Raw genomic sequence first — 22,235 nt, 5'->3', positions numbered from 1 at the left:
CCCTCGCAATCCACCACCCGAATGCGCGCCGGCATCGCCCGGCGCATGGAGCGGCCGAGCGCCGCAAGCGAGGTGGAACATGGATTGGAAAATCTTCCTGCTGCGGGTTGCCGCGGCACTCATCCTGGGCGCCCTGATCGGCGCCGAACGCCAGCTGCGTCAGCGCCTGACCGGCCTGCGCACCAATGCGCTGGTCAGCACCGGTGCCTGTCTCTTCGTGCTGATGACCCAGGCGATGCCGGGGCTCTCGGCCGACGCTCCGCGCATCGCCGCTTATGTGGTGTCCGGCATCGGCTTCCTCGGCGGCGGCGTGATCATGCGCGATGGCCTGAACGTGCGCGGCCTCAACACTGCTGCCACGCTCTGGTGCACCGCCGCCATCGGTGTGCTGTGCAGCATGGGGCTGTTGCTCGAAGCCGCGCTGGGCAGCGTGGTGGTGCTCTGCGCCAACATCCTGCTGCGCGACATCGCCCTGCGCCTGAATCACCAGGACGTGCTGCCGGCCAGTGAAGCGCAGCAGCGCTACGGGGTCGCGATCATCTGCCGCGCCGAAGACGAGATCCAGGTGCGCAGCCTGATGCTGCACAGCCTGGACAGCAGCGAACTGCGCCTGCAATCGCTGCACAGCGAGGATCAGCCCAACCCGGCGAAACTGGAAGTGCGCGCCGAGTTGCTCGGCGGCCATGGCGCCGCCGGACAGCTGGAACGCATGGTCAGCCGCATCAGCCTGGAGAAGGGCGTCAGCTCGGTGCGCTGGCAGCTGTTCGAGCTGGCCAGTGATTGAGTATGCGAGCACTCATGGCTTTTCGTAGGCGCGAGCAAGCTCGCTCCTACAAATGCCGACTTCACCCCGCGCGTAGGAGCGGATTCGGTTCGCGATTGGCGTCAGGCTACTGTGGTTTCATCCTTCGCGGGCGGCACGACAACCACAGCGCGGCGCCGGTGCGCGGGCCTCCTCTGCCACTACGCCGCGCCACCAGCGCTCAGCGCTATGCGGTACTTCGATGGCGATACGCTCGCCCATCATCGGCGTGGTGACGGGCAGGCCGCGTTCACCGGCGATTTCCAGCACGCGCTCGAAGGGTTCGTACCAGGCATGCATGGCCAGGTCGAAAGTGCCGTTGTGGATTGGCAGCAGCCAGCGGCCGTTGAGGTCCTGGTGCGCCTGCACAGTCTGTTGCGGGTGCATGTGCACGTAAGGCCAGTGCTCGTTGTAGGCACCGGTTTCCATCAGCGTCAGGTCGAAGCGGCCGAAGCGCCGGCCGATTTCGGCGAAGCCGTCGAAGTAGCCGGTGTCGCCGCTGAAGAAGATGCGCAGGCTGTCGTCCTCGATCACCCAGGAGCACCACAGGGTGCGGTTGCCGTCGCGTACACCGCGGCCGGAGAAGTGCTGCGCCGGGGTAGCGGTCAGGCACAGGCCGTCCACCGTGGTGCTCTGCCACCAGTCCAGTTGGCGGATCTTCTCAGCTGGTACGCCCCAGTCGAGCAGGCGGTCGCCCACGCCCAGCGGGGTGAGGAAGACGTCCGCGCGCTCGGCCAGCACGGCGATGGTCGCGCGGTCGAGGTGATCGTAGTGGTCGTGGGAGAGGATCACGCCGCGGATCGGCGGCAGGTCCCGCAGGGCAATCGGCGGTGCGTGGAAGCGCTTGGGCCCGGCGAAGCTGAAGGGCGACGCGCGCTCGGAGAACACCGGGTCGGTCAGCCACCAGCCGCCGCGCAACTTGAGCAGGAGGGTGGAGTGGCCGAGGCGATACAGGCTACGGTCAGGCGCTGAGTCCAGCTCGACCGGAGTCAGCGCGCGCACGGGCACTGGAGCGCGCGGCACGGTGTTCTTCGGTTTGTTGAACAGTACATCCCAGAGCACCCTCGCGCTTGGCTCGGGCATGTCGGCCGGGCGAGGGGTGAGGTTGTGGAAGCGACCTCCGCGCGATTGCGCGGAGTGGTCGTAGTTGCCGATGGGGGCGCGTTGCAGTGGGAGGCGGGGCAAGGCACTGATCCTCTGGAGGCGGAGTCTGTCAGGACAGCACGCTACAGGCTCCGCCGCCAGGGATCATTACCGGCATTTTGATTCAGAACATCACCGGCATCGATACAAGCCGCGCGCCTCGGGAGAGGCCCTGCTGGAGCGAGCTTGCTCGCGAACCGCTGGGCGCCGGAGCTGCCGGGAGACATCGCGGCCAAGATTCGTTGCCACAGCAAGCGCGTCAATCCAGCTTCGAGAGGATGTCCCAGGCCAGCTTCACCCGCGCCTCGTTGGGGTAGTTGCGGTTGGCGAGGATGACGATGCCGCGCTGCTTCGACGGGACGAACGCGACGTAGGCACCGAAGCCGCCGGTGGCGCCGGTCTTGTTCACCCAGACGTCCTGCTGCGGCGGCAGCGGCTTGCGCAGAGCCTTCACCGGTTGGCTCTCCAGCACCATCGAAGGGCCGTTGTATTGCTGTAGTTCGGCGAGCTTGGGGGGGTAGGCATACTGCTCCCAGACCAGGTCCTGGGTCATCGGGCCGACCTGGTAATAGCCGGTGCGGGTGGCATCCACCGCCGCCTGCAACTTGGCACCGAGCTTGACTTCGCCCAGTTGCACCTGGACGAAACGCAGCAGGTCACGACTGCTGGATTTCACCCCGTAGGCCTCATCGGCGATCTGGTCGGGGTTCACTCGCACGGGCTGGTCGTCCTTGTCGTAGCCCTGGGCATAGACACCCTGGCGCGTCACGGGCACATCGATATGGGTATTGCTCAGCCCCAGCGGGGCGAAGACGTTGCGCTGCATCGCGGTCTTGAACGGCACATCGAGGGCGCGCGCGGTGGCGATGCCGAGCAGGCCGATACTGGGGTTGGCGTACGTCCGCTGGGTGTTGGCGGGGTACTGCGGCTGCCAGGTCCTGTAGTAGTCGGTGAGCTGTTGGGGGGTCTTCACCTCGTCGGGCAGTTGCAGCGGGAAACCGCCGGTGACGTGGGTGGCGAGCTGGATCAGCGTTACCTTGTCCAGGGCGCTGCCGCGCAGTTCCTTCAGATAATGCGTCGGGCTGTCCTGCAGCTTGAGCTTGCCGCTGGCCTCGGCGAAACCGGCAAGGGTGGCGGTGAACGTCTTGCTCACCGAGCCGATCTCGAACAGCGTGTCGCTGTTCACCGGCTGCTTGCTCTGCTTCGACGCCACGCCGAAATTGTAGAAATGCTGCTCGCCATGGTTGGTGACGCCAATGGCCAGGCCGGCGATGTTCTGTTCGCGCATGACCTGCTGGGCGAGCTTGTTCACCTTCGCATCGAAGTCCGGCGGGGTGGCTGGGGCGAGGTTGGAGAATGCGAGTGCGATGAGGCTGAGCGCGAGGGGAGCGGTCCGGCGCATGAAGACGTCCTGTTGCGGTGTAGAAGGACTGAACCTAGCACCACCTGCTCCGTCGCTCCAGCGGTAGGCGGGGCACGATGCCCCGCCCGGCGTCCATCAACGAATGTTGTTGATGCTGCCTTTGTTGCCGGTGACCTTGACGTCCACCTTCTTGAAGATGAAGTAATCCTGCACGTTCACTTCGTAGCGCGGTGCGACGATCAGATCGGAACCGGAGCTCTTCACGGCCTTGTAAGCGGCAGCGGCCTTGACCGAGGAAACCGGGTCGAAGGCAGCCAGGCTCATGCCCGAACCGCTCTCGGCGCCGTAGGTGACGCCATCGGCGTACTGGCTGTCGCCGCCGAACTTGATGAAGCCGAACAGGATGTTGACCTGGGACTGGCCACTGATCGGACCGCCGACGGCAACGTCTGCCTTCAGGTCGGTCTTGACGGCACCGGCGATCGGGGCGATCGGCTGGCTGACGTTGTAGCTGGTGCAGCCGGTGGCAAGTGCGGCGACCGAGACGAGTGCGGCGGCGCTCAGGAACTTCTTCATGCTTACTCCTTGTATGCAAATGCCCCTTTTTGCATTGGATTGGGGGCGGCGGCACTGTAGGGCCCCGATGAACGGTTGCTGAATAAGACGAATCTCAAAGGAAGATGCACGTGATTGTCACAGCAAGGCGTCTAGGACGGATATTTCCGCGCCTTCGACCGGCAGCGCTACGCCGAGCCGGCAGCGGGTGGTAGGATTCGCGCCCCATGCGAATATCCGACCTCGACCAACGCCTTGCCGACCTTGGCGCGCTGCCCCTGCATCGCGCCCGGATGCTGCGCGCCTGGCTTCAGGGCAAGGCGCTGGATGCCGGCACCAAGCGGCAGGCGACCGAGGGCTTCCTGCCGCTGAGCGTGCGCAACGGCGTGGCGCAGATTGCCGCCGAGCTGGATGCATTGGCGACCATCCAGTCGCGCCACCCGGGCGGCGACAACTCCGAGCGCCTGCTGGTACGCCTGGCCGATGGGCAGATGGTGGAAAGCGTGCTGCTGCCGCGCGGCGGCGTTTGCGTGTCGACCCAGGTCGGTTGTGCCGTGGGCTGCCGCTTCTGCATGACCGGCAAGAGCGGCCTGCTGCGCCAGCTATCCACCAGCGAGATCGTTGCCCAACTGGTGCTCGCGCGGCGTGTGCGGCCAGTGAAGAGGGTGGTGTTCATGGGCATGGGCGAGCCGGCGCACAACCTCGACAATGTGCTGGAGGCCATCGACCGCCTCGGCACCGACGGTGGTATTGGCCACAAGAACCTGGTGTTTTCCACCGTCGGCGACCTGCGCGTGTTCGAGCGCCTCCCGCAGCAACGGATCAAGCCGGCGCTGGCGCTCTCGCTGCACACCAGCAATGCGGCGTTGCGCGAGCACCTGCTGCCGCGCGCGCCGAAGATTACCCCCGACGAACTGGTGGAGCTGGGCGAGGCCTACGCCCGCGCCACGGACTATCCGATCCAGTACCAGTGGACGTTGCTCAAGGGTATCAATGACAGTCAGGAAGAACTCGACGGTATCCTGCGCCTGCTCAAGGGCAAGTTCGGCGTGCTCAATCTCATCCCGTTCAACGCTTTGGAGGGCGACCTGTACCAGCGACCGGGTAGCGAACGTATCGTCGAAATGGTCCGCTACCTGCACAGCCGTGGCGTGCTGACCAAGGTGCGCAACAGCGCCGGGCAGGATGTTGATGGTGGCTGCGGGCAACTGCGTGCACGCGCCCAGATCATCACCCGCCGATAGCGCCGCTCAGCCTTGAGAAAACGCTTGTACTTCGAGATCGTTTATTCATGGGGCTGCACATAGCGCCGAGTAGCATCACTTCACCTTGAGGCGAGTGTCTGGGGTGTCACGATTGTGTTCACATTTCCGGGATGGGAGTTCGCAGGGGGATGAATTTTCGAGAGCAGGTTCTCGTAGGGTTTTAATTGATCAACCAAAGCGCCCGAGACTTATTCGTAGGAAATACTTCGATGGATTTCTATTCTTAATAGGAAATATCCTACATGAGTTGTGGGATTTTATGACCGAGAACGAGTGGGTAAATTCCTAGTATCACCAGGTCATTCTCTGAAGACTTTCAATATCGGAAAGCCACTCTTTCTAACTGGTGCTGCTATGAACTCAAAATCCCTCGTTTTCTCGGCGGTATTGCTCACTCTGGCTGGCTGCGGCCCGCATGAAGGCTCCGGGGCTGGGCCGTCCGCCCATTCGGTCAGCATGCCCGCACTGCCGGTCATTCAGGAGGCGGTGCGCTCCCTGTATCCCACCTTCAATGGCCGAAGCGTTCCCGCCCTTGTCCATCAATTGTGCTCCTTGGCCAATGGTGGCGTTACCGCGGAGCAGAACAGTGCCCAGTTGCGAAAGCTGGGGATCGACCCGACTTCGGTGCCGCATCAGGGGAATGACGCTCTGGCTCTACTGGTCAACGGCAATACGGCTGCTCAGGCTACGGCCTGTGCCGCCTATCATGCGGTTTCCGCACTGACCCCTGTTGCCCCCGAGGACTTCATGCGGCCCCATGAGACGACGCCACAGGCTGCTCGGAGCGTCGCTGATGCCAGGAAAGTTGCAGGTGAGGAGACAAGGAAAAGTGAAGTGAAGGCGGATTCAGCCGTCACACTCGATAGCGTCGCACTGGGCAGGCTGATGGATTTGCGGATTGCGCAAAGCCGCGCCAATGCGGACGTCTTTGCACTCATCGCTGGGCGTCTGGCTGCCACGCCGGGCCTGACCGAGAGTGATTACCGGAGCAGTGCTGCCAAACTGTTCGCGGAGCTGGCACCGCGCTATCTGAACGATCTGAAACAGCATATTCCGCCCGCGAGTACCCGGTATCGCCTGGATCGCCTGACTAGCGATCAGTTCTCCTTCAGCTCCGACACCGGCCTGCGTTACGACGTGTCAAAAAGGGAGGGGGTGGTGTTGAAACGCTACGGCCAGCTCTGGCTCGGCCGGGGAGTGATACTTGGCAAGAACTATTATCTTTCGACGACGTTACCCTGATTGATACCAGCCGCTCTTCCCCGTGCAGTGGCCCCGTCGCGCGGGGGAGCAGCTCTTATCGCCAGGACTGTCCCACCCTGTGGGACAGTCCTGGCGTTTTCCTTTCTGTTTTCTGTGCGCGCTCGAGCCTTCGCCGACGACTCGCCTGGGCTGGTTCAGGCTGCCGCTTTTTTACCCGCGAGAGGGGGCACTTCCGCACGCCGGGTAGTAGATGCAGGCAGTACTTTATCTGACTCGGCTACGAAGCGGCAGCCAGTAGGTTCCAACTCCAGTCTGTAGGAGAAATCATCATGATGAGATATCTCCTATTTCTGTAAGTGACGATTCAAACGAATCGGCCAGATTTATGTTCTGGTCGTTTATTGCGTATTCCGTGCTTCATGCGGAAATGGTCTTAGGAATCATCCTACCTAAGTAATGGGATTATCTGAGTTCATAGGAATTTGCCTCTCCATAACATGCGCTCATCCCGTCTCTTTTCGATTTTTAAACGAGACGATTCCTACGTTTGGCATGAGGGATATTCTTATGAATCGCGTATATCGCAGTATCTGGTGTGAAAAAACAGGGACCTATGTCGCGGCTGCGGAGACGGCCAAAAGTCGGACCAAGACAGGGCGCATCGGTGGTCTGATCGCTGCTGCCCTCATGAGCGTATTCGGCTTCCTGCCCGAGGCGTTTGCGGGAGCGTCGTTCTCCGACACGGGGGCAGCGGTCAACGGCAACAATGGTTCTCGGGCTGCCGGTTCGAGTGGTGGCTGGGGGGCGCAAGCCAACTACCAGGGCCTGGCGATGACGCCTGACGGCGACTGCCAGGACCTCACCGCTACCTACACGACCGGTCCTGGGGCGCTGGGCAACATGAGCAGTCTGTTCAGCAGCCTGGCTCCGCAATACTCAACCACAGTCGATTATGGCTCGCAGGCCAACAAAGGCACGGGATACGTCAACTGGGGCTCGAGCCAGTTCATCGGCGGCACCGGCAACATTGGCAACAACGCCGGCGGTACCGCGGTCAATAACGGATCGACCCTGGCATACGGGTACAACTCCACGGCTATCGGTTGTGCCGTCCGCGCCTATGGATTCGGCTCCACCGCAATGGGCTTTGGCTCCATGGCGCAGGATTCCGGCGGCATCGCCATGGGCATCTACTCCTCGTCCAAGGGCAACGGCTCGATCGCCATGGGTACCCTGGCTAACGCGGTGGCCGACCATGCGATTGCGCTGGGCTATGGCACCAATGCCTCGGGCGTGGATAGCCTGGCGCTGGGTACTTCCGCCAGCGCAACAGCCGCCAGCAGCCTGGCACTGGGTACTTCCGCCGTCGCCACGGCGGGCAACTCGGTTGCCTTGGGTGCCAACTCCAGCACCACTGCGAACCTTGCCGCTGCCGGTTACAACCCGGGAATCGCCACCTTGTCGGGTGTGGCTTCCGCCACCAACGGCGAAGTGTCCATCGGCGCATCCACCCAGGAGCGCCGCTTGACCAACCTGGCAGCTGGCTCGCAGGCAACCGACGCAGTCAACGTCAGCCAATTGCAGTCGGAAGACGCCAAGGTGGAGAACCTCGCCGCGACAGCCGCATCGGCTCTGAGCACTACCGTGGGCACCAACGGTGCGATCACTGCGCCGAGTTACCTGCTGGCCAAGACCAATACCATTGGCGGAACCAGTGGCGCCGCGACCAATGTGGGAGCGGGCTTTGACAAGGTGGATGGTGCTCTGGGCAAGCTGGATGGTCGTGTGACCCAGAACGCCACGGATAGTGCTGCCAATGCTGTATCGATCGCCGGGCTGGATACCCGCGTCACGCAAAATACCGCCGATATCTCTAGCAATGCGACTTCGATCGCCAGCCTGGGCGGCCGCATGACCACGGCAGAAGGCAATATCACCAGCCTCGACGGTCGCATGAACAACGTCGAGGGCGACATCACCAGCATTACCACCAACCTCAGCAGCGGCACCATCGGCATGGTCCAGCAGTCCGCCGCCGGTGAAAACCTCACTGTGGGCAAGGACAGCGATGGCGCCGCCGTCGACTTCCTCGGCACTGCCGGCGCTCGCAAGCTGATCAACGTGGCCGATGGCGCCGTGGCCGCCGACAGCCAGGAAGCCGTGAATGGCGGTCAGCTGTTCAGCACCAACCAGGACGTGGCGCAGAATACTGCGGACATCGCTGGCAATACTGCAGCGATCACCGGCCTGGACGGCCGTGTCACCCAGAATAGCTCCGACATCGCGAGCAACGCCGCTTCGATCACCAGTCTCGATGGCCGCATGGGCAGCGTGGAAGGCGACATCACCAGCATCACCACCAACCTGAGCAGCGGCACCATCGGCATGGTCCAGCAGTCCGCTGCCGGTGAAAACCTCACCGTAGGCAAGGACAGCGATGGCGCCGCCGTCGACTTCCTCGGCACTGCCGGTGCGCGCAAGCTGATCAACGTGGCCGATGGCACCGTGGCCGCCGACAGCCAGGAAGCGGTGAATGGCGGCCAGCTGTTCAGCACCAACCAGGACGTGGCGCAGAATACTGCGGACATCGCTGGCAATACTGCAGCGATCACCGGCATCGACAGCCGCGTGACCAACGTCGAAGGCAGCGTAACCAACCTCGACGGTCGCATGAACAACGTCGAGGGCGACATCACCAGCATCACCACCAACCTCAGCAGCGGCACCATCGGTATGGTCCAGCAGTCCGCTGCCGGTGAAAACCTCACCGTAGGCAAGGACAGCGATGGCGCCGCCGTCGACTTCCTCGGCACTGCCGGTGCGCGCAAGCTGATCAACGTGGCCGATGGCACCGTGGCCGCCGACAGCCAGGAAGCGGTGAATGGCGGCCAGCTGTTCAGCACCAACCAGGACGTGGCGCAGAATACTGCGGACATCGCTGGCAATACTGCAGCGATCACCGGCCTGGACGGCCGTGTCACCCAGAATAGCTCCGACATCGCGAGCAACGCCGCTTCGATCACCAGTCTCGATGGCCGCATGGGCAGCGTGGAAGGCGACATCACCAGCATCACCACCAACCTGAGCAGCGGCACCATCGGCATGGTCCAGCAGTCCGCTGCCGGTGAAAACCTCACCGTAGGCAAGGACAGCGATGGCGCCGCCGTCGACTTCCTCGGCACTGCCGGTGCGCGCAAGCTGATCAACGTGGCCGATGGCACCGTGGCCGCCGACAGCCAGGAAGCGGTGAATGGCGGCCAGCTGTTCAGCACCAACCAGGACGTGGCGCAGAATACTGCGGACATCGCTGGCAATACTGCAGCGATCACCGGCCTGGACGGCCGTGTCACCCAGAACAGCTCCGACATCGCGAGCAACGCCGCTTCGATCACCAGTCTCGATGGCCGCATGGGCAGCGTGGAAGGCGACATCACCAGCATCACCACCAACCTGAACAGCGGCACCATCGGCATGGTCCAGCAGTCCGCCGCCGGTGAAAACCTCACTGTGGGCAAGGACAGCGATGGCGCCGCCGTCGACTTCCTCGGCACCGCCGGTGCGCGCAAGCTGATCAACGTGGCCGATGGCACTGTGGCCGCTGATAGCAAGGAGGCCGTGAATGGTGGCCAGCTGTTCAGCACCAACCAGGACGTGGCGCAGAATACTGCGGACATCGCTGGCAATACTGCAGCGATCACCGGCTTGGATGGTCGTGTCACCGGCATCGACAGCCGCGTGACCAACGTCGAAGGCAGCGTAACCAACCTCGACGGCCGCATGAACAACGTCGAGGGCGACATCACCAGCATCACCACCAACCTGAGCAGCGGCACCATCGGCATGGTCCAGCAGTCCGCCGCCGGTGAAAACCTGACCGTGGGCAAGGACAGCGATGGCGCCGCCGTCGACTTCCTCGGCACTGCCGGTGCGCGCAAGCTGATCAACGTGGCCGATGGCACTGTGGCCGCCGACAGCCAGGAAGCGGTGAATGGCGGCCAGCTGTTCAGCACCAACCAGGACGTGGCGCAGAATACTGCGGACATCGCTGGCAATACTGCAGCGATCACCGGCTTGGATGGTCGTGTCACCGGCATCGACAGCCGCGTGACCAACGTCGAAGGCAGCGTAACCAACCTCGACGGCCGCATGAACAACGTCGAGGGTGATATCACCAGCATCACCACCAACCTCAGCAGCGGCACCATCGGTATGGTCCAGCAGTCCGCCGCCGGTGAAAACCTCACTGTGGGCAAGGACAGCGATGGCGCCGCCGTCGACTTCCTCGGCACCGCTGGTGCGCGCAAGCTGATCAACGTCGCCGACGGCACCGTGGCCGCCGACAGCCAGGAGGCCGTGAATGGTGGCCAGCTGTTCAACACCAATCAGCGGGTCGAGCAGAACGCTACGGATATCGCCGGCAACACGGCCTCGATCGGTGACCTGAATACCCGTACCACCCAGAACACCGCTGATATCGCCGGCAACACGGTGGCGATCAGCGGCCTGGATGGCCGTGTCACCCAGAACACCACGGATATCAGTGGCATCAACACCACCCTCGCCAGCATGAGCGGCACGCTGTCCGATGCCCTGGTCTACGACTCGGCGGCGCACGACAAGGTGACTCTCGGGAGTACCGGCAAGAGCGTCCAGTTGACCAACGTCAAGGCCGGCCAGTTGTCCGAAGACAGCACCGATGCGGTCAACGGTGCGCAGCTGTTCGATACCAACAACAAGGTCGCCGTGATCGACGGTCGCGTCACCGGCCTGGAAAGCAGCGTCAACAACATCGTCAGCGGCGGTGGCATCAAGTACTTCCACACCTCGTCGAGTCTGGCCGATTCGGTGGCCAGCGGCGCCAATGCGATCGCCGTCGGCGGCAATGCCAAGGCCAGCGGCGACGGTTCGGTCGCGCTGGGTGAGGCCGCCGAAGCTTCGGCCAAGGGCAGCGTGGCGCTGGGGCAGGGGGCGAGCGACGGCGGTCGCGGTGCGCCGGCCGAGGCCTACGTCGGGCAGTATTCGGGAGCGAGCAACGACAAGGTCGTGGGCACGGTATCCGTCGGTAATGCTGCAACTGGCGAGACCCGCACCATCAGTAACGTGGCTGATGCCCAGGAAGCCGGCGACGCCGTCAACCTGCGTCAGCTGGATGGGGCAGTGGCTGCATCGAAGTCCTACACCGATAGCCGGGTCGAAGGGATCGCCGGGAGCGTCGCCAATGTCGATGAGAGTATCGCCAAGGTCGACAACCGGGTTACTCAGGTCGAAGACAGCGTCAGCAGTATGGGCGCGGTGAACAATACCGCGAAGCTGCAGAAGCCGACCGCCACCGGTACCAACGCTGTCGCTGTCGCCCCGGGGGCGGAGGCCTCGGGTGCCAGCAGCACGGCGGTGGGCTCCAACGCCAAGGCCAAAGGCAGGAACTCGGTGGCCGTCGGCGCCAACTCGGTAGCCGAGCGCGACAACAGTGTCGCCGTCGGTAGCGCCGGTAACGAGCGCCAGATCACCCACGTGGCGGCAGGCGTGGAGCGTACAGACGCCGTCAACGTCGGCCAGGTGGAGGATGCGCTGGGCAGCCTTGCGGGGCAGACCAACTCGCAGTTCAACAGCCTGCGCAATGATCTGAAGGAGCAGGACGACCGCCTGAGTGCCGGCATCGCCGGTGCCATCGCCATCGCCAGCCTGCCGCAACCGATGAGCAACGGCGGTAGCACCACCGCCGCCGGTATTGGCAACTTCAATGGCCAGTCGGCCGTGTCGGTGGGCGTATCGCACGTCTCCAACGACGGCAAGTGGACGACCAAGGTCGGCGGTAGCGTCGATACCCAGAGCAACTTCTCCCTCGGTGCGGGGGTGGGTTACAACTGGTAAATCGGCGGATCCTTCCCGCTGGAAACTCGGCGGGAGGGATCCTTGCAGGAAGCTCGAAAGAATGACGGGGCGCTCAGGCGCCTCGTTTTCTTGTCTGTTTTCACAGGGCTCCGGCTCTGCGGCAATACGCTGCCCCGACCATTGACAGCTGAACCCGTCTTGCACGCGGTATACGCCGGTTGGTAGCCTTCCCCATCTGAAAAAACCAGCAGGGCTGGGTATGGCGATCCGGGTTGTCGAAGCACAAGAAGTAGATCAGCAGCGAATAGCCATTCCTGGTTGGGAACAGCAGTACACGCAGATGTCCGCCGGGCGCTTCGCCGGGCGCATCCTGCATGCCGAGGTCGAGGGGATCGAGCTCTACGAGGAGCAGATGAACCTGCGCGTGGAGCAGGAATTCCATGCCCCGCCCGGTGCGCTGGTGTTCAGCTTCGACATGTCCGACAACGCGCTCTACCTGCTCGACGGGGAAACCCGCAACGCCTGGGTCACCCCGGAGAACTACCGCGAGGTGGCGGTGGTGATCAAGGAGTCCGCGCATTGGGGCCAGCCGGCGGATGCCTTCGCCGACCTGGTGCTGACGCCGCTGCGCTCGGGCCACTGCCAGTCGGTGGCAACCTCGCTGAGCAACCTCCTGACCGGCGCGACGACGGGCGATGACCCGATGGATGCACCGGGCGTGGCGCAGAGCATCGTGTCCAACTGTTTCTCGCTGCTGTGCGAGGCGCCCCTGGATGGCGAGCGTCGCGCGCGCTCCATCGTCCAGGCCAAGCGCGTGGTGCAGCGGGTCAAGGAAGTGGTGAACGACTGCCCCGACGAGCAGTTCGGCATGGCCGACCTCGCCGCCAAGGCGGGCGTCTCGCCACGCACGCTGCAGCAGTCGTTCCTGCATTACGCCGGTATCCCGCCCATCGTCTGGCTGCGCAACCGCCGCCTGAACGCCGCGCGCCGCGACCTGCTGGCTGCCGCCGAATCCGGCATGACCGTGGCCGAGGTGGCGATGAAATGGTCGTTCTGGCACCTCGGGCGGTTTTCCCAGTCCTATTTCGCGCTGTTCGGCGAGTATCCGAAGACGACGGCCAAACTGGGCGGCCGGGCCTGATCCCATTGCCTGCAACGCAGCGGTAGCTGAGCCATCGCGGACGGTTGTCCCACGGCCGAGACGTGCAGAGATCACAGAAAAAGCCCCCGAATCGGGGGCTTTTCGTTTACAGCAGCGCGATTGATCAGCCGATCAGCTCGCGCACCCGATACCACGCCATGCCCAACGCCAGCAGGGGCGAACGCAGCAGCTTGCCGCCGGGGAAGGTCAGGTGGGGGACGGCGCTGAACAGGTCCAACCCCTTGCTCTCGCCCTGGTGGATGGCTTCGGCGAGCAGTTTGGCCGACCAGTGCGTGACGTTCAGTCCGTGGCCGGAATAGCCCTGGGCGAAGTACACATTGGGATGGGCCTTGAGCCGCCCGACCTGCGGGAAACGATTGGCGGTGATGCCGATCATGCCGCCCCACTGGTAGTCGAGCTTCACCTGTTGCAGCTGGGGGAACACCTTGAGCACCTTCGGCCGCATGTAGGCGCCGATGTCCGCCGGGTCGCGCCCGGAGTAGTGGCAGGCGCCACCGAACAGCAAGCGGCGGTCGGCCGTCAGGCGGTAGTAGTCCAGCCCCACCTTCTGGTCGCACAGCGCCATGTTCTGCGGGATCAACTGAGCCGCCAGTTCCTCGGACAGCGGCTCGGTGGCTACCACGTAGCTGCCGGCAGGCAGCACCTTGCCCGTCAGCTTTGGTTCCAGCTCCTCCAGGTGCGCATTGCAGCCGAGTACCAGTGTGTTCGCCAGCACGCGGCCCTGGGCGCAGTGAACGACGGCGGTTGCACCGTGCTCGATGCGCAGCACCGGGCTCTGCTCGAATATCTGCGCGCCGAAGGACTTGGCCGCCCGGGCCTCGCCCTTCACCAGGTCAAGCGGGTGCAGGTGGCCCGAGCCCATGTCGATGTGCCCGCCAGCGTAGCAGTCGCTGGCGACCACTTCGCGCATGCGTTCCGGCGGTACCAGCCGGGTTTCGTGCGGGTAATCCGAAGCGCTCAGCGATTCCTGCTCGCGGACCATGGCGGCATATTGCGCCGGGGTATTGGCCAGCTCGCAGAAGCCCCAGCGCAGGTCGCACTCGATGGCAAGCTCGCGGATGCGTTCGGCGACCAGGGCCACCGAATCGACACCTGCCTGCTCCAGATACTGCACGCCTTCCTCGCCGACGTACTTGGCGAAGCCGCTGACGTCATGGCCGATGCCACGGATCAGTTGCCCGCCATTGCGTCCACTGGCGCCCCAGCCGATGCGCCGGGCTTCCAGCAGCACCACGGAGTGGCCACGCCGGGCCAGCTCCAGGGCTGCGTTCACGCCGGTGAAGCCGCCGCCGATCACGCAGACGTCTGCCCGCACATCCCCGGTGAGGGAAGGGTACTGCTGACGGTCGCGGGCGGTCGCGGCGTAATAGGACGCGGCGTGCTCCTCGGTGTGCTTCATGGGACTTTCTCGCATCATTGGTTGAACTTGATCTTGCTCCAGCTGCGGGTCATCAGGCGCATGATCTTGGGCGGCGGCGCCTTGGCGATGTACAGCTTGTCGAGCACGGCCTGGCTCGGGTAGACCTCGGGGTTGTTCTGCATTTCCTCGGGCAGCAGGGGCTTGGCGTCAGCATTGGCGCTGGGGTAACCGACGTACTCGCTGATGCCGGCGATCACCTTCGGATCGAGGATGTAGTTGATGAACGCCAGGGCCTGTTCCGGATGGGTCGCATCCGAGGGAATCGCCATCAGGTCGAACCACAGGTTCGCGCCTTCCTTGGGAATGCTGTAGGCGATCTCGATGCCGTTCTTCGCTTCCTTGGCCCGTGCGGCGGCCTGGAACACGTCGCCGGAGTAGCCGAAGGCCACGCAGATGTTGCCGTTGGCCAGGTCCGAGATGTACTTCGAGGAGTGGAAGTAGGTGACGTACGGACGCACCGCCACCAGCTTGGCCTCGGCCTTCGGGTAGTCCGCCGGGTTGGTGCTGTTGGGGTCCAGGCCCAGGTAGTTGAGCACCGAGGGGATCATCTCGTCGGGCGAGTCCATGAAGGCCACGCCGCACGTGCTGAGCTTCTTGATGTTCTCCGGCTCGAACAGCACCGACCATGAATCGATCTTGTCGACGCCCAGTACCTGCTTGACCTTGGCGACGTTGTAGCCGATGCCGTTGGTGCCCCACAGGTAGGGTACCGAATGCTTGTTGCCCGGGTCGTTCTGTTCCAGCAGCTTGAGCAGCGTCGGGTCCAGGTGCTTCCAGTTCGGCAGCTGGCTGCGGTCGAGTTCGAGGAACACGCCGGCCTGCACCTGGCGGGTCAGGAAGTGGTTGGACGGCACCACCACGTCGTAGCCCGAGCGGCCCGCCAGCAGCTTGCCTTCCAGGGTCTCGTTGGAGTCGAAGACGTCGTACACCGGCTTGATCCCGGTGGTCTTCTGGAAGCCGGCGAGGGTGTCCGGAGCGATGTAGTCGGTCCAGTTGTAGATGCTGACCGTCGGTTCAGCGTGTGCGGCCGAGGCAATGGCAGCCAGGGCGAAGGGCGCAAGGGTGCGCAGCAGTCTCATGGGGACTCCCGAATTGTTGTTGTGAAGTCGGTTGAGAAGGGTCAGACGCTCAGCAGGAGGAACTCACGCTCCCAGGAGCTGATCACCCGCTTGAAGTTCTCATGCTCGGTGCGCTTCACCGCCACGTAGCCCTGCACGAACTTCTCGCCGAGGAATTCCTTGAGCACGGCGCAGTCTTCCATCTGCTGCAGCGCGTCCTCGATGGTGATCGGCAGGCGCAGGTTGCGGCGCTCGTACGCGCGGCCCTGGACAGCCGCGCTGGGGTTGATCTGCTCGATCATGCCCAGGTAGCCGCAGAGCAGGCTGGCGGCCAGCGCCAGGTAGGGGTTGGCATCGGCGCCCGGCAGGCGGTTTTCCACGCGCATGGCGGCCGGAGGAGCAGCGGGGACGCGCAGGCCCACGGTGCGGTTCTCTTCGCCCCATTCGACGTTCACCGGCGCGGAGGTGTCCGGCAGGAAGCGGCGGAAGGAGTTCACGTTCGGCGCGAACATCGGCAGCACTTTCGGGATGTACTTCTGCAGGCCGCCGATGTAGTGCAGGAACAGCTGGCTCATGGAGCCGTCTTCAGCGGCGAAGATGTTCTTGCCGGTGGCGACGTCCAGCACGCTCTGGTGAATGTGCATGGCGCTGCCGGGCTCGTCGGTGATCGGCTTGGCCATGAAGGTGGCGCTGACGTCATGCTTGAGTGCGGCTTCGCGCATGGTGCGTTTGAACACGATGATCTGGTCGGCCAGGCTCAGCGCGTCGCCGTGACGGAAGTTGATTTCCATCTGCGCCGGGCCGTCCTCGTGGATCAGCGTATCGAGGTCCAGGCCCTGCAGTTCGCACCAGTCGTAGACGTCCTCGAACAGCGGGTCGAATTCGTTGGCGGCATCGATGGAGAAGCTCTGGCGGCCGCTTTCCGGGCGGCCCGAACGGCCCACGGGGGCTTCCAGCGGGAAGTCCGGGTCGCTGCTGCGCTTGGTCAGGTAGAACTCCATCTCCGGCGCCACCACCGGGCTCCAGCCCTTGTCGGCGTAGAGCTTGAGTACGCGCTTGAGGACGTTGCGCGGGGACAGTTCGATGGGGTTGCCGACCTTGTCGAAGGTGTCGTGGATGACCATCGCGGTCGGCTCCAGCGCCCAGGGCACCAGGAAGATGGCGTCCGGGTCGGGCTTGCAGACCATGTCGATGTCCGCTTCGTCGAGCAGGTCGTAATAGACGTCGTCATCGACGAAATCGCCGGTGACCGTCTGCAGCAGAACACTTTCGGGGAGACGCATGCCCCCCTCGCCGAGGAACTTGTTGGTGGGAGAAATCTTGCCGCGGGCGATGCCGGTGAGATCGCTCACCACGCATTCGACTTCGGTGATTTTCTGTTGCTTCAGCCGTTGCTCCAGTTGCTCGGCGGGGGTGGTCATACAAGCCTCGGTTTTGATTTTGTAATGGATGCACGCACAGCATCTTGCTGCCAGGCGAGACTAGTGTCGGCTGGAGGCGGGAGTGTGTTCTATCCACTTTCCGCAAGGCTTGGGAATCGCTGCAAAAAAGCGCCTGCTTCCAATGCAGAAAGCCCCGGACGCCGTGGCGACCGGGGCTGCTGGTGCAAAAGGAGCGGTTTGGGAATCAGACCCCGGACTTGATCCGGCTCCAGTCGCGGGTGATCAGGCGCAGGATCGATGGGCTCGGCGGCAGGCTGACATACATGCCCTTGACCAGTTCGGCATTCGGGTAGACCGCCGGGTTCTCGCGGACCTTCTGGTCCATCAGCGCCTTGGCCGGCACGTTGGCGTTGGCGTAGTGCAGGTAGTCGCTGGTCCTGGCGATCACGTCCGGGCGCATCAGGTAGTTGATGAATGCGTGGGCGCCCTCGGGGTTGCGTGCATCCTTGGGGATGGCCAGGTTGTCGAACCAGATGTTGGTGCCTTCCTTCGGCACGCTGTATTCCACCCGCACCGAACCGCCAGCATCCTGGGCGCTCTTCTGCGCCTGCAGCACGTCGCCGGAGAAGCCGATGGCCACGCAGACGTTGCCGTTGGCGAGATCGGCGATGTACTTGGTCGAGCTGAAGTAGGTCACCGAGGGCTTGAGGCTTTCCAGCAGCCTGGTGCCCGCCTCGTAGTCCGCCGGGTTGTTGCTGTTCGGGTCCTTGCCCAGGTAGTGCAGGGCCAGCGGCAGGATCTTCGCCGGCGAGTCGAGGAAGGCCACGCCGCAGCCCTTGAGTTTGGCGAGGTTCTCCGGCTTGAACACCAGGTCCCAGGAGTCCAGCGGCGCGTCGGCGCCCAGCGCGGCCTTGACCTTGGCCGGGTTGTAGCCCACGCCGACGGTGCCCCAGAGGTAAGGCACGGCGAAGCGGTTGCCGGGGTCGGACAGGGCGACGCGGGCCAGCAGGTCGGGGTCGAGGTTCTTGCGGTTGGGCAGCAGCGCGTCGTCCAGCGGGCGGTAGACGCCGGCCTTGAGCTGGCGGGCGAGGAAGTCCGCCGAGGGCACCACCACGTCGAAGCCCGAATGCCCGGTGAGCAGCTTGGCTTCCAGCACTTCGTCGGACTCGAAGGCGTCGAGCACCACCCTTATCCCGGTTTCCTTCTGGAAGTCCTGCAGCACGGTCGGCCCGATGTAGTCGGCCCAGTTGGCGAAATGCACTTCCTGCGGCGCCGCCATCACCGGCAACGCGACACCGGCCAGCAGGCCGGCCAGACAACCCAAAGCACGCTTGTTCATCTTCACTCCTGAGGGCGCCGGCTTGCGCAGCGCCCATGCGATCGGCAGGTGGGAATCGGGCCTTGTTCTGTTGTTTTCGGCCCTGGCCGAAAACTAGGCGTGGCGCGGTTTTGCGTCGTTCTTCCGTGCACGGGCGGAATCGGCGATGCTGCTGCGGACCCGCGGCACTGTGCAGCGCGATCCTCGCGCCCTACGCTGCGGGCCTGGGCGGAGGGAAAACCATGAATGAAGAAACCGAGCGCACCCGCGAAGTGGTCACGCGCTACCACCGGTGCTGGATGAATCGCGACGTCGAAGGCGTGCTGGCGATGTTCCATCCGCAGGTGCAGTACTGCGACTTCTACAACGACCTGGAAATCCCCGCCAGCGAGCTGCCCGGCTACATCCGCACGGCGATGCCGCGCAGCCCGCAGCATCACATCGAGCATATCGACCAGATCCGTGCCGATGGCGACACCGCGTTCATCCAGTACCGCTCGCGCCTGACGCTGCGGCGCAGCAGCCGGCTGGCCTCGTTCCGCGCCAGCGAGGCGATCACCGTGCGCGATGGGCTGATCTGGCGCGTCCATGAGTACGCCACGCCCGTGCGCGAGCAGCGCGAGGAGGGCGTCAAGGACCAGCGCCGCCTCGGTCTGAACTCCGCGCAGGTGGGGAAGATGCTGCTGGATATCGAGTCCTACTTCGGCAGCGCCCATCCCTATCTCGATCCGGAGATGGACCTGGAGCGCCTGGCACGGGCCACCGGCTACACGCGCAACCAGATTTCCTACCTGCTCAACCAGGTGCTCGGGCAGAGCTTTTACCGCTACCTGAACCAGGCGCGCATCGGCCACCTGCTGGAGCGCCTGCGCGAGGAGCCGGCGGCGCGCATCGACGAACTGGCGTTCGCGGTGGGCTTCAATTCGTTGTCGGTGTTCTACCGCTGCTTCCGCGAGCACACCGGGCAGCCGCCGCGTGCGTACCTGGCGGCCATGCAGGAGGGAGGCCCGGCCTGACGCAGGCGTCAGGCCGGGCTCGGTCAGAGGACCGCGTCGAGCAGCCGGTACCAGGCGATACCGACGCCGAGATAGAGGCGCTGCAGCCCGTGGAAGGGGATCGGCCGCACCGGCGTGACCGGGAAGGGGAAGTCCTTCTCGCGGTCCAGCAGGCGCTCTGCCAGGTGGCGGCCCAGGGCGGAAGCCATGGCAATGCCGCGGCCGTTGTAGCCCAGCAGGATGCTCAGGTTCGGCGCCGGTTCGTGCAGCCGCGGCATGAAATCCGGCGTCAGCGCCACGCGGCCACTCCACTGGTACTCGAACTCGACCTCGGCCAGCTGCGGGAACAGCCCCAGCAGCGAACGCTTCAGATGCAGCCAGTCACCGGGCGAGCGCGGCTCGGCGAACGGGCCGCGGCCACCCAGCAAGAGCCGGCCGCGGGCGTCCTGCTTGAAGTACAGCAGCAGGCGACGCGCATCCGAGCAGACCTCGCCACCCGGCAGCACGCTGCGCCGCAGGTTCTCCGGCAGGGGTTTGGTGGCGACGATGAAGCTGTTGGCGGCGATCACCGTCTGCCGCAGCTTCGGCCACAGGTCGTCGGTATAACCGTTGGTGGCGAGGACAACGCGCTCGGCAGTCACGCTGTGCCCGGTGGCCGTGCTGAGCTGCCAGCCGCTGCCGTGGCGGCGCAACCCGGTCACGCGGTTGTGGCCGTGAATCGCGGCACCTTCGGCCAGTGCGGCGCGGGCCAGGCCACGCACGTAGCTCAGCGGCTGCACGCTGCCGGCGCGCGGGTCGACCCAGGCGCCGAGGTAGTCGTTGCTGCCGATGCGCTGGGCGACGCTGCTCTTGTCGAGCATCTCCACCGGCACGCCGCGCTGGCGCCACTGCTCGGCGCGTTTTTCGATGGCGCGCAGGGCGGCCGGGGAGGCGGCCGGTTGAATCCAGCCCTTGCGGGTGGCTTCGCAGTCGATGTCGTAGCGGCGGATCAGCGCGAAGACTTCATCGGCAGCGCCCCCGGCAACTTCGATCAGGCGCTCGGCCTTGTCGCCGCCGAACATCCGGCGCAGGTCGTCGGGGTCATGCTTGAGGCCGGGAATCACTTGCCCGCCGTTGCGCCCGGAAGCTCCCCAGCCGGGCTCGCCGGCGTCCAGCACGCAGACGCGCACGCCATTGCGGGCCAGGTGCAGCGCCGTGACCAGGCCGGTGTAGCCGGCGCCGACGATGGCGACGTCGACCTGCTTGTCTTCAGCCAGCGCCGGTGTTGCCGGGCCGGCGTTCGCGGTGGCTGCCCAGAGCGAGGGTGGCAGTGCCAGGGGCTGGGCGTTCATGCCTGGCCTCCGTCGGTGTTGAGCAGGCGGCGGAGGAATTCCTGGGTGCGCGGCTGGCTCGGCGCGCCGAGCACGTCCTTGGCCGCGCCTTCCTCGACGATGCGCCCGCCATAGAGGAAGCACACCTTGTCCGCCACTTCTCGGGCGAAGCCCATCTCGTGGGTGACCACGACCATGGTCATGCCTTCGTCGGCGAGCTTGCGCATCACCGCCAGCACCTCACCGACCAGCTCCGGGTCCAGCGCCGAGGTCGGCTCGTCGAAGAGGATTGCCTTGGGCCGCATGGCCAGGGCGCGGGCGATGGCGACGCGCTGCTGCTGGCCGCCGGAGAGTTCGTCCGGGTAGGCATCCATGCGATGGCTCAGGCCGACTTTTTCCAGCAGCGCGCGGGCGTGCTCGCGGGCCTCGCCCGGGCGTTCCTTCTTCACGTACACCGGGCCTTCCATCACGTTCTGCAGCGCGGTGCGGTGGGGGAACAGGTTGAAGCGCTGGAAGACCATCGCCACCTGGGTGCGGATTTCGTGGATGGAGTTGGCGTGGCGGTCGACACGCTCCTGGCCCACGAGAATGTCGCCACCCTCGTAGGTCTCCAGGCCGTTGATGCAGCGCAGCAGGGTGGACTTGCCCGAGCCGGACGGGCCGATCAGGCACACCACCTGGCCGCTCTCCACGGACAGGTCGATGCCTTCGAGGACACGGGTGCTGCCGTAGCTTTTGTGCAGCGACTGGATGCGGATCATGCTTTCTTCCTCGTGGCGATGCGCGCTTCGAGGCGGCGCAGGGCGTACGACAGCGGCAGGCTCAGAGCCAGGTAGAGCAGGGCCACCAGGGTGTAGACGGTCATGTTCTCGAAGGTCGAGGAGGCGATCAGCTGACCGGCGCGGGTCATCTCGGCCACGGTGATGGTGGACACCAGCGAGGAGTCCTTGAGCATCATCACCAGGGTGTTGCCGTAGGGCGGCAGGGCGATGCGGAACGCCTGCGGCAGCACCACCCGGCGCATGATCATCGGGCCGCGCATGCCGAGGGATTCGGCGGCTTCGATCTGCCCCTGCTGGATAGCCTGGATGCCGGCGCGGAAGTTCTCCGCCTGGTACGCCGAATAGGCGATGCCCAGGCCGATGATGCCGGCCTGCATGGCGCTGAGCTGCACGCCGAAGTCCGGCAGCACGAAGTAGATGTAGAACAGCTGCACGATGATCGGCAGGCCGCGGATCACGTTGACCACGGAGATGCCGAATAGCGCCACGGCGCGAATCTTCGACACCATCATCAGGGCGAAGGCCAGGCCGATGAGCGAGCTGAGCAGGAACGACGCAATCGTGACCTGCACGGTGACCACCGCGCCACTCAGGAGAATGGGCAGGAAGTCCAGAGCATTCTGGAGAAACATGGGAAGTGTCCGT

General features: G+C 64.6%; 16 protein-coding genes and 1 pseudogene. 7 read left to right on the top strand and 10 right to left on the bottom strand.

The annotated features are described in order from the left end of the window. Positions 1-79 precede the first annotated feature (79 nt). On the top strand, positions 80-784 hold the full coding sequence (locus LDJ84_RS17560; RefSeq protein WP_024763827.1) for an MgtC/SapB family protein: 705 nt from the start codon (positions 80-82) through the stop codon (positions 782-784). A gap of 117 nt (positions 785-901) precedes the next feature. On the opposite strand, the gene LDJ84_RS17555 is transcribed toward LDJ84_RS17560, so the two are convergent. The 3 genes from LDJ84_RS17555 to LDJ84_RS17545 all read right to left on the bottom strand — a co-directional run bounded on the left by LDJ84_RS17555 (position 902) and on the right by LDJ84_RS17545 (position 3,884). Further along, positions 902-1,987, bottom strand: coding sequence for an MBL fold metallo-hydrolase (locus LDJ84_RS17555; protein ID WP_226045130.1), 1,086 nt, complete (start codon positions 1,985-1,987; stop codon positions 902-904). A 217-nt stretch (positions 1,988-2,204) separates the two neighbouring features. Then, positions 2,205-3,347 carry a class C beta-lactamase gene (ampC, locus tag LDJ84_RS17550; protein WP_024763829.1) on the bottom strand — a complete coding sequence of 381 codons (1,143 nt, stop codon included), beginning with the start codon at positions 3,345-3,347 and terminating at the stop codon, positions 2,205-2,207. 96 nt (positions 3,348-3,443) lie between these two features. Next, the gene (locus LDJ84_RS17545) at positions 3,444-3,884 is read right to left on the bottom strand and encodes a hypothetical protein (protein ID WP_024763830.1); all 441 of its coding nucleotides are present in this window, start codon (positions 3,882-3,884) and stop codon (positions 3,444-3,446) included. A 206-nt stretch (positions 3,885-4,090) separates the two neighbouring features. On the opposite strand from LDJ84_RS17545, the gene LDJ84_RS17540 reads away from it, so the two are divergent. The 5 genes and pseudogenes from LDJ84_RS17540 to LDJ84_RS17520 all read left to right on the top strand — a co-directional run bounded on the left by LDJ84_RS17540 (position 4,091) and on the right by LDJ84_RS17520 (position 13,304). After that, positions 4,091-5,107 (top strand): RNA methyltransferase, encoded by a 1,017-nt coding sequence (locus tag LDJ84_RS17540; RefSeq protein WP_038803652.1) that lies wholly within the window; start codon positions 4,091-4,093, stop codon positions 5,105-5,107. Between the two features lie 375 nt (positions 5,108-5,482). Next, positions 5,483-6,370, top strand: a complete 888-nt coding sequence (locus tag LDJ84_RS17535; RefSeq protein WP_024763832.1) for a hypothetical protein — start codon at positions 5,483-5,485, stop codon at positions 6,368-6,370. Between the two features lie 417 nt (positions 6,371-6,787). Then, positions 6,788-6,964: pseudogene (locus LDJ84_RS30960) on the top strand (ESPR domain-containing protein); the annotation flags it as partial. 54 nt (positions 6,965-7,018) lie between these two features. Continuing rightward, positions 7,019-12,202: a YadA-like family protein gene (locus LDJ84_RS17525; RefSeq protein WP_226046597.1), complete on the top strand. Its 5,184-nt coding sequence runs from the start codon at positions 7,019-7,021 to the stop codon at positions 12,200-12,202. A gap of 301 nt (positions 12,203-12,503) precedes the next feature. Then, positions 12,504-13,304 (top strand): helix-turn-helix domain-containing protein, encoded by an 801-nt coding sequence (locus LDJ84_RS17520; RefSeq protein WP_226045129.1) that lies wholly within the window; start codon positions 12,504-12,506, stop codon positions 13,302-13,304. A 124-nt stretch (positions 13,305-13,428) separates the two neighbouring features. Here LDJ84_RS17520 and LDJ84_RS17515 read toward each other — a convergent pair whose 3' ends face one another. From LDJ84_RS17515 to LDJ84_RS17500, 4 genes are all read right to left on the bottom strand, one after another. Further along, the gene (locus LDJ84_RS17515) at positions 13,429-14,724 is read right to left on the bottom strand and encodes an NAD(P)/FAD-dependent oxidoreductase (protein ID WP_024767286.1); all 1,296 of its coding nucleotides are present in this window, start codon (positions 14,722-14,724) and stop codon (positions 13,429-13,431) included. A 14-nt stretch (positions 14,725-14,738) separates the two neighbouring features. Next, positions 14,739-15,824, bottom strand: a complete 1,086-nt coding sequence (locus LDJ84_RS17510) for a polyamine ABC transporter substrate-binding protein (RefSeq protein WP_226045128.1) — start codon at positions 15,822-15,824, stop codon at positions 14,739-14,741. A 41-nt stretch (positions 15,825-15,865) separates the two neighbouring features. After that, positions 15,866-17,224 (bottom strand): glutamine synthetase family protein, encoded by a 1,359-nt coding sequence (locus LDJ84_RS17505; protein WP_024767284.1) that lies wholly within the window; start codon positions 17,222-17,224, stop codon positions 15,866-15,868. Between the two features lie 205 nt (positions 17,225-17,429). Next, the gene (locus LDJ84_RS17500; RefSeq protein WP_226045127.1) at positions 17,430-18,524 is read right to left on the bottom strand and encodes a polyamine ABC transporter substrate-binding protein; all 1,095 of its coding nucleotides are present in this window, start codon (positions 18,522-18,524) and stop codon (positions 17,430-17,432) included. A gap of 221 nt (positions 18,525-18,745) precedes the next feature. Here LDJ84_RS17500 and LDJ84_RS17495 point away from each other — a divergent pair, with 221 nt between their 5' ends. Beyond that, a complete protein-coding gene (locus tag LDJ84_RS17495) occupies positions 18,746-19,519 on the top strand; it encodes an AraC family transcriptional regulator (protein WP_084359674.1) in 774 nt (257 codons plus the stop codon). A gap of 23 nt (positions 19,520-19,542) precedes the next feature. Here the strand turns inward: LDJ84_RS17495 and LDJ84_RS17490 are convergent, their stop codons facing one another. Genes LDJ84_RS17490 through LDJ84_RS17480 form a run of 3 tightly spaced genes read right to left on the bottom strand, consistent with a single transcriptional unit; the run spans position 19,543 to position 22,222 of the window. Beyond that, positions 19,543-20,829, bottom strand: a complete 1,287-nt coding sequence (locus tag LDJ84_RS17490; RefSeq protein WP_226045126.1) for an NAD(P)/FAD-dependent oxidoreductase — start codon at positions 20,827-20,829, stop codon at positions 19,543-19,545. Next, complete coding sequence (locus LDJ84_RS17485) at positions 20,826-21,569, bottom strand: amino acid ABC transporter ATP-binding protein (protein ID WP_024767240.1); 744 nt, start codon at positions 21,567-21,569, stop codon at positions 20,826-20,828. The genes LDJ84_RS17490 and LDJ84_RS17485 overlap by 4 nt, the downstream gene beginning before the upstream one ends. Continuing rightward, positions 21,566-22,222 (bottom strand): amino acid ABC transporter permease, encoded by a 657-nt coding sequence (locus LDJ84_RS17480; RefSeq protein ID WP_038803618.1) that lies wholly within the window; start codon positions 22,220-22,222, stop codon positions 21,566-21,568. The genes LDJ84_RS17485 and LDJ84_RS17480 overlap by 4 nt, the downstream gene beginning before the upstream one ends. Positions 22,223-22,235 lie beyond the last annotated feature (13 nt).

The sequence above is a fragment of the Pseudomonas sp. HS-18 genome (assembly GCF_020401845.1).
Classification (GTDB): domain Bacteria; phylum Pseudomonadota; class Gammaproteobacteria; order Pseudomonadales; family Pseudomonadaceae; genus Pseudomonas; species Pseudomonas nitroreducens.
This window is presented reverse-complemented; position numbering and strand designations above follow the sequence as displayed.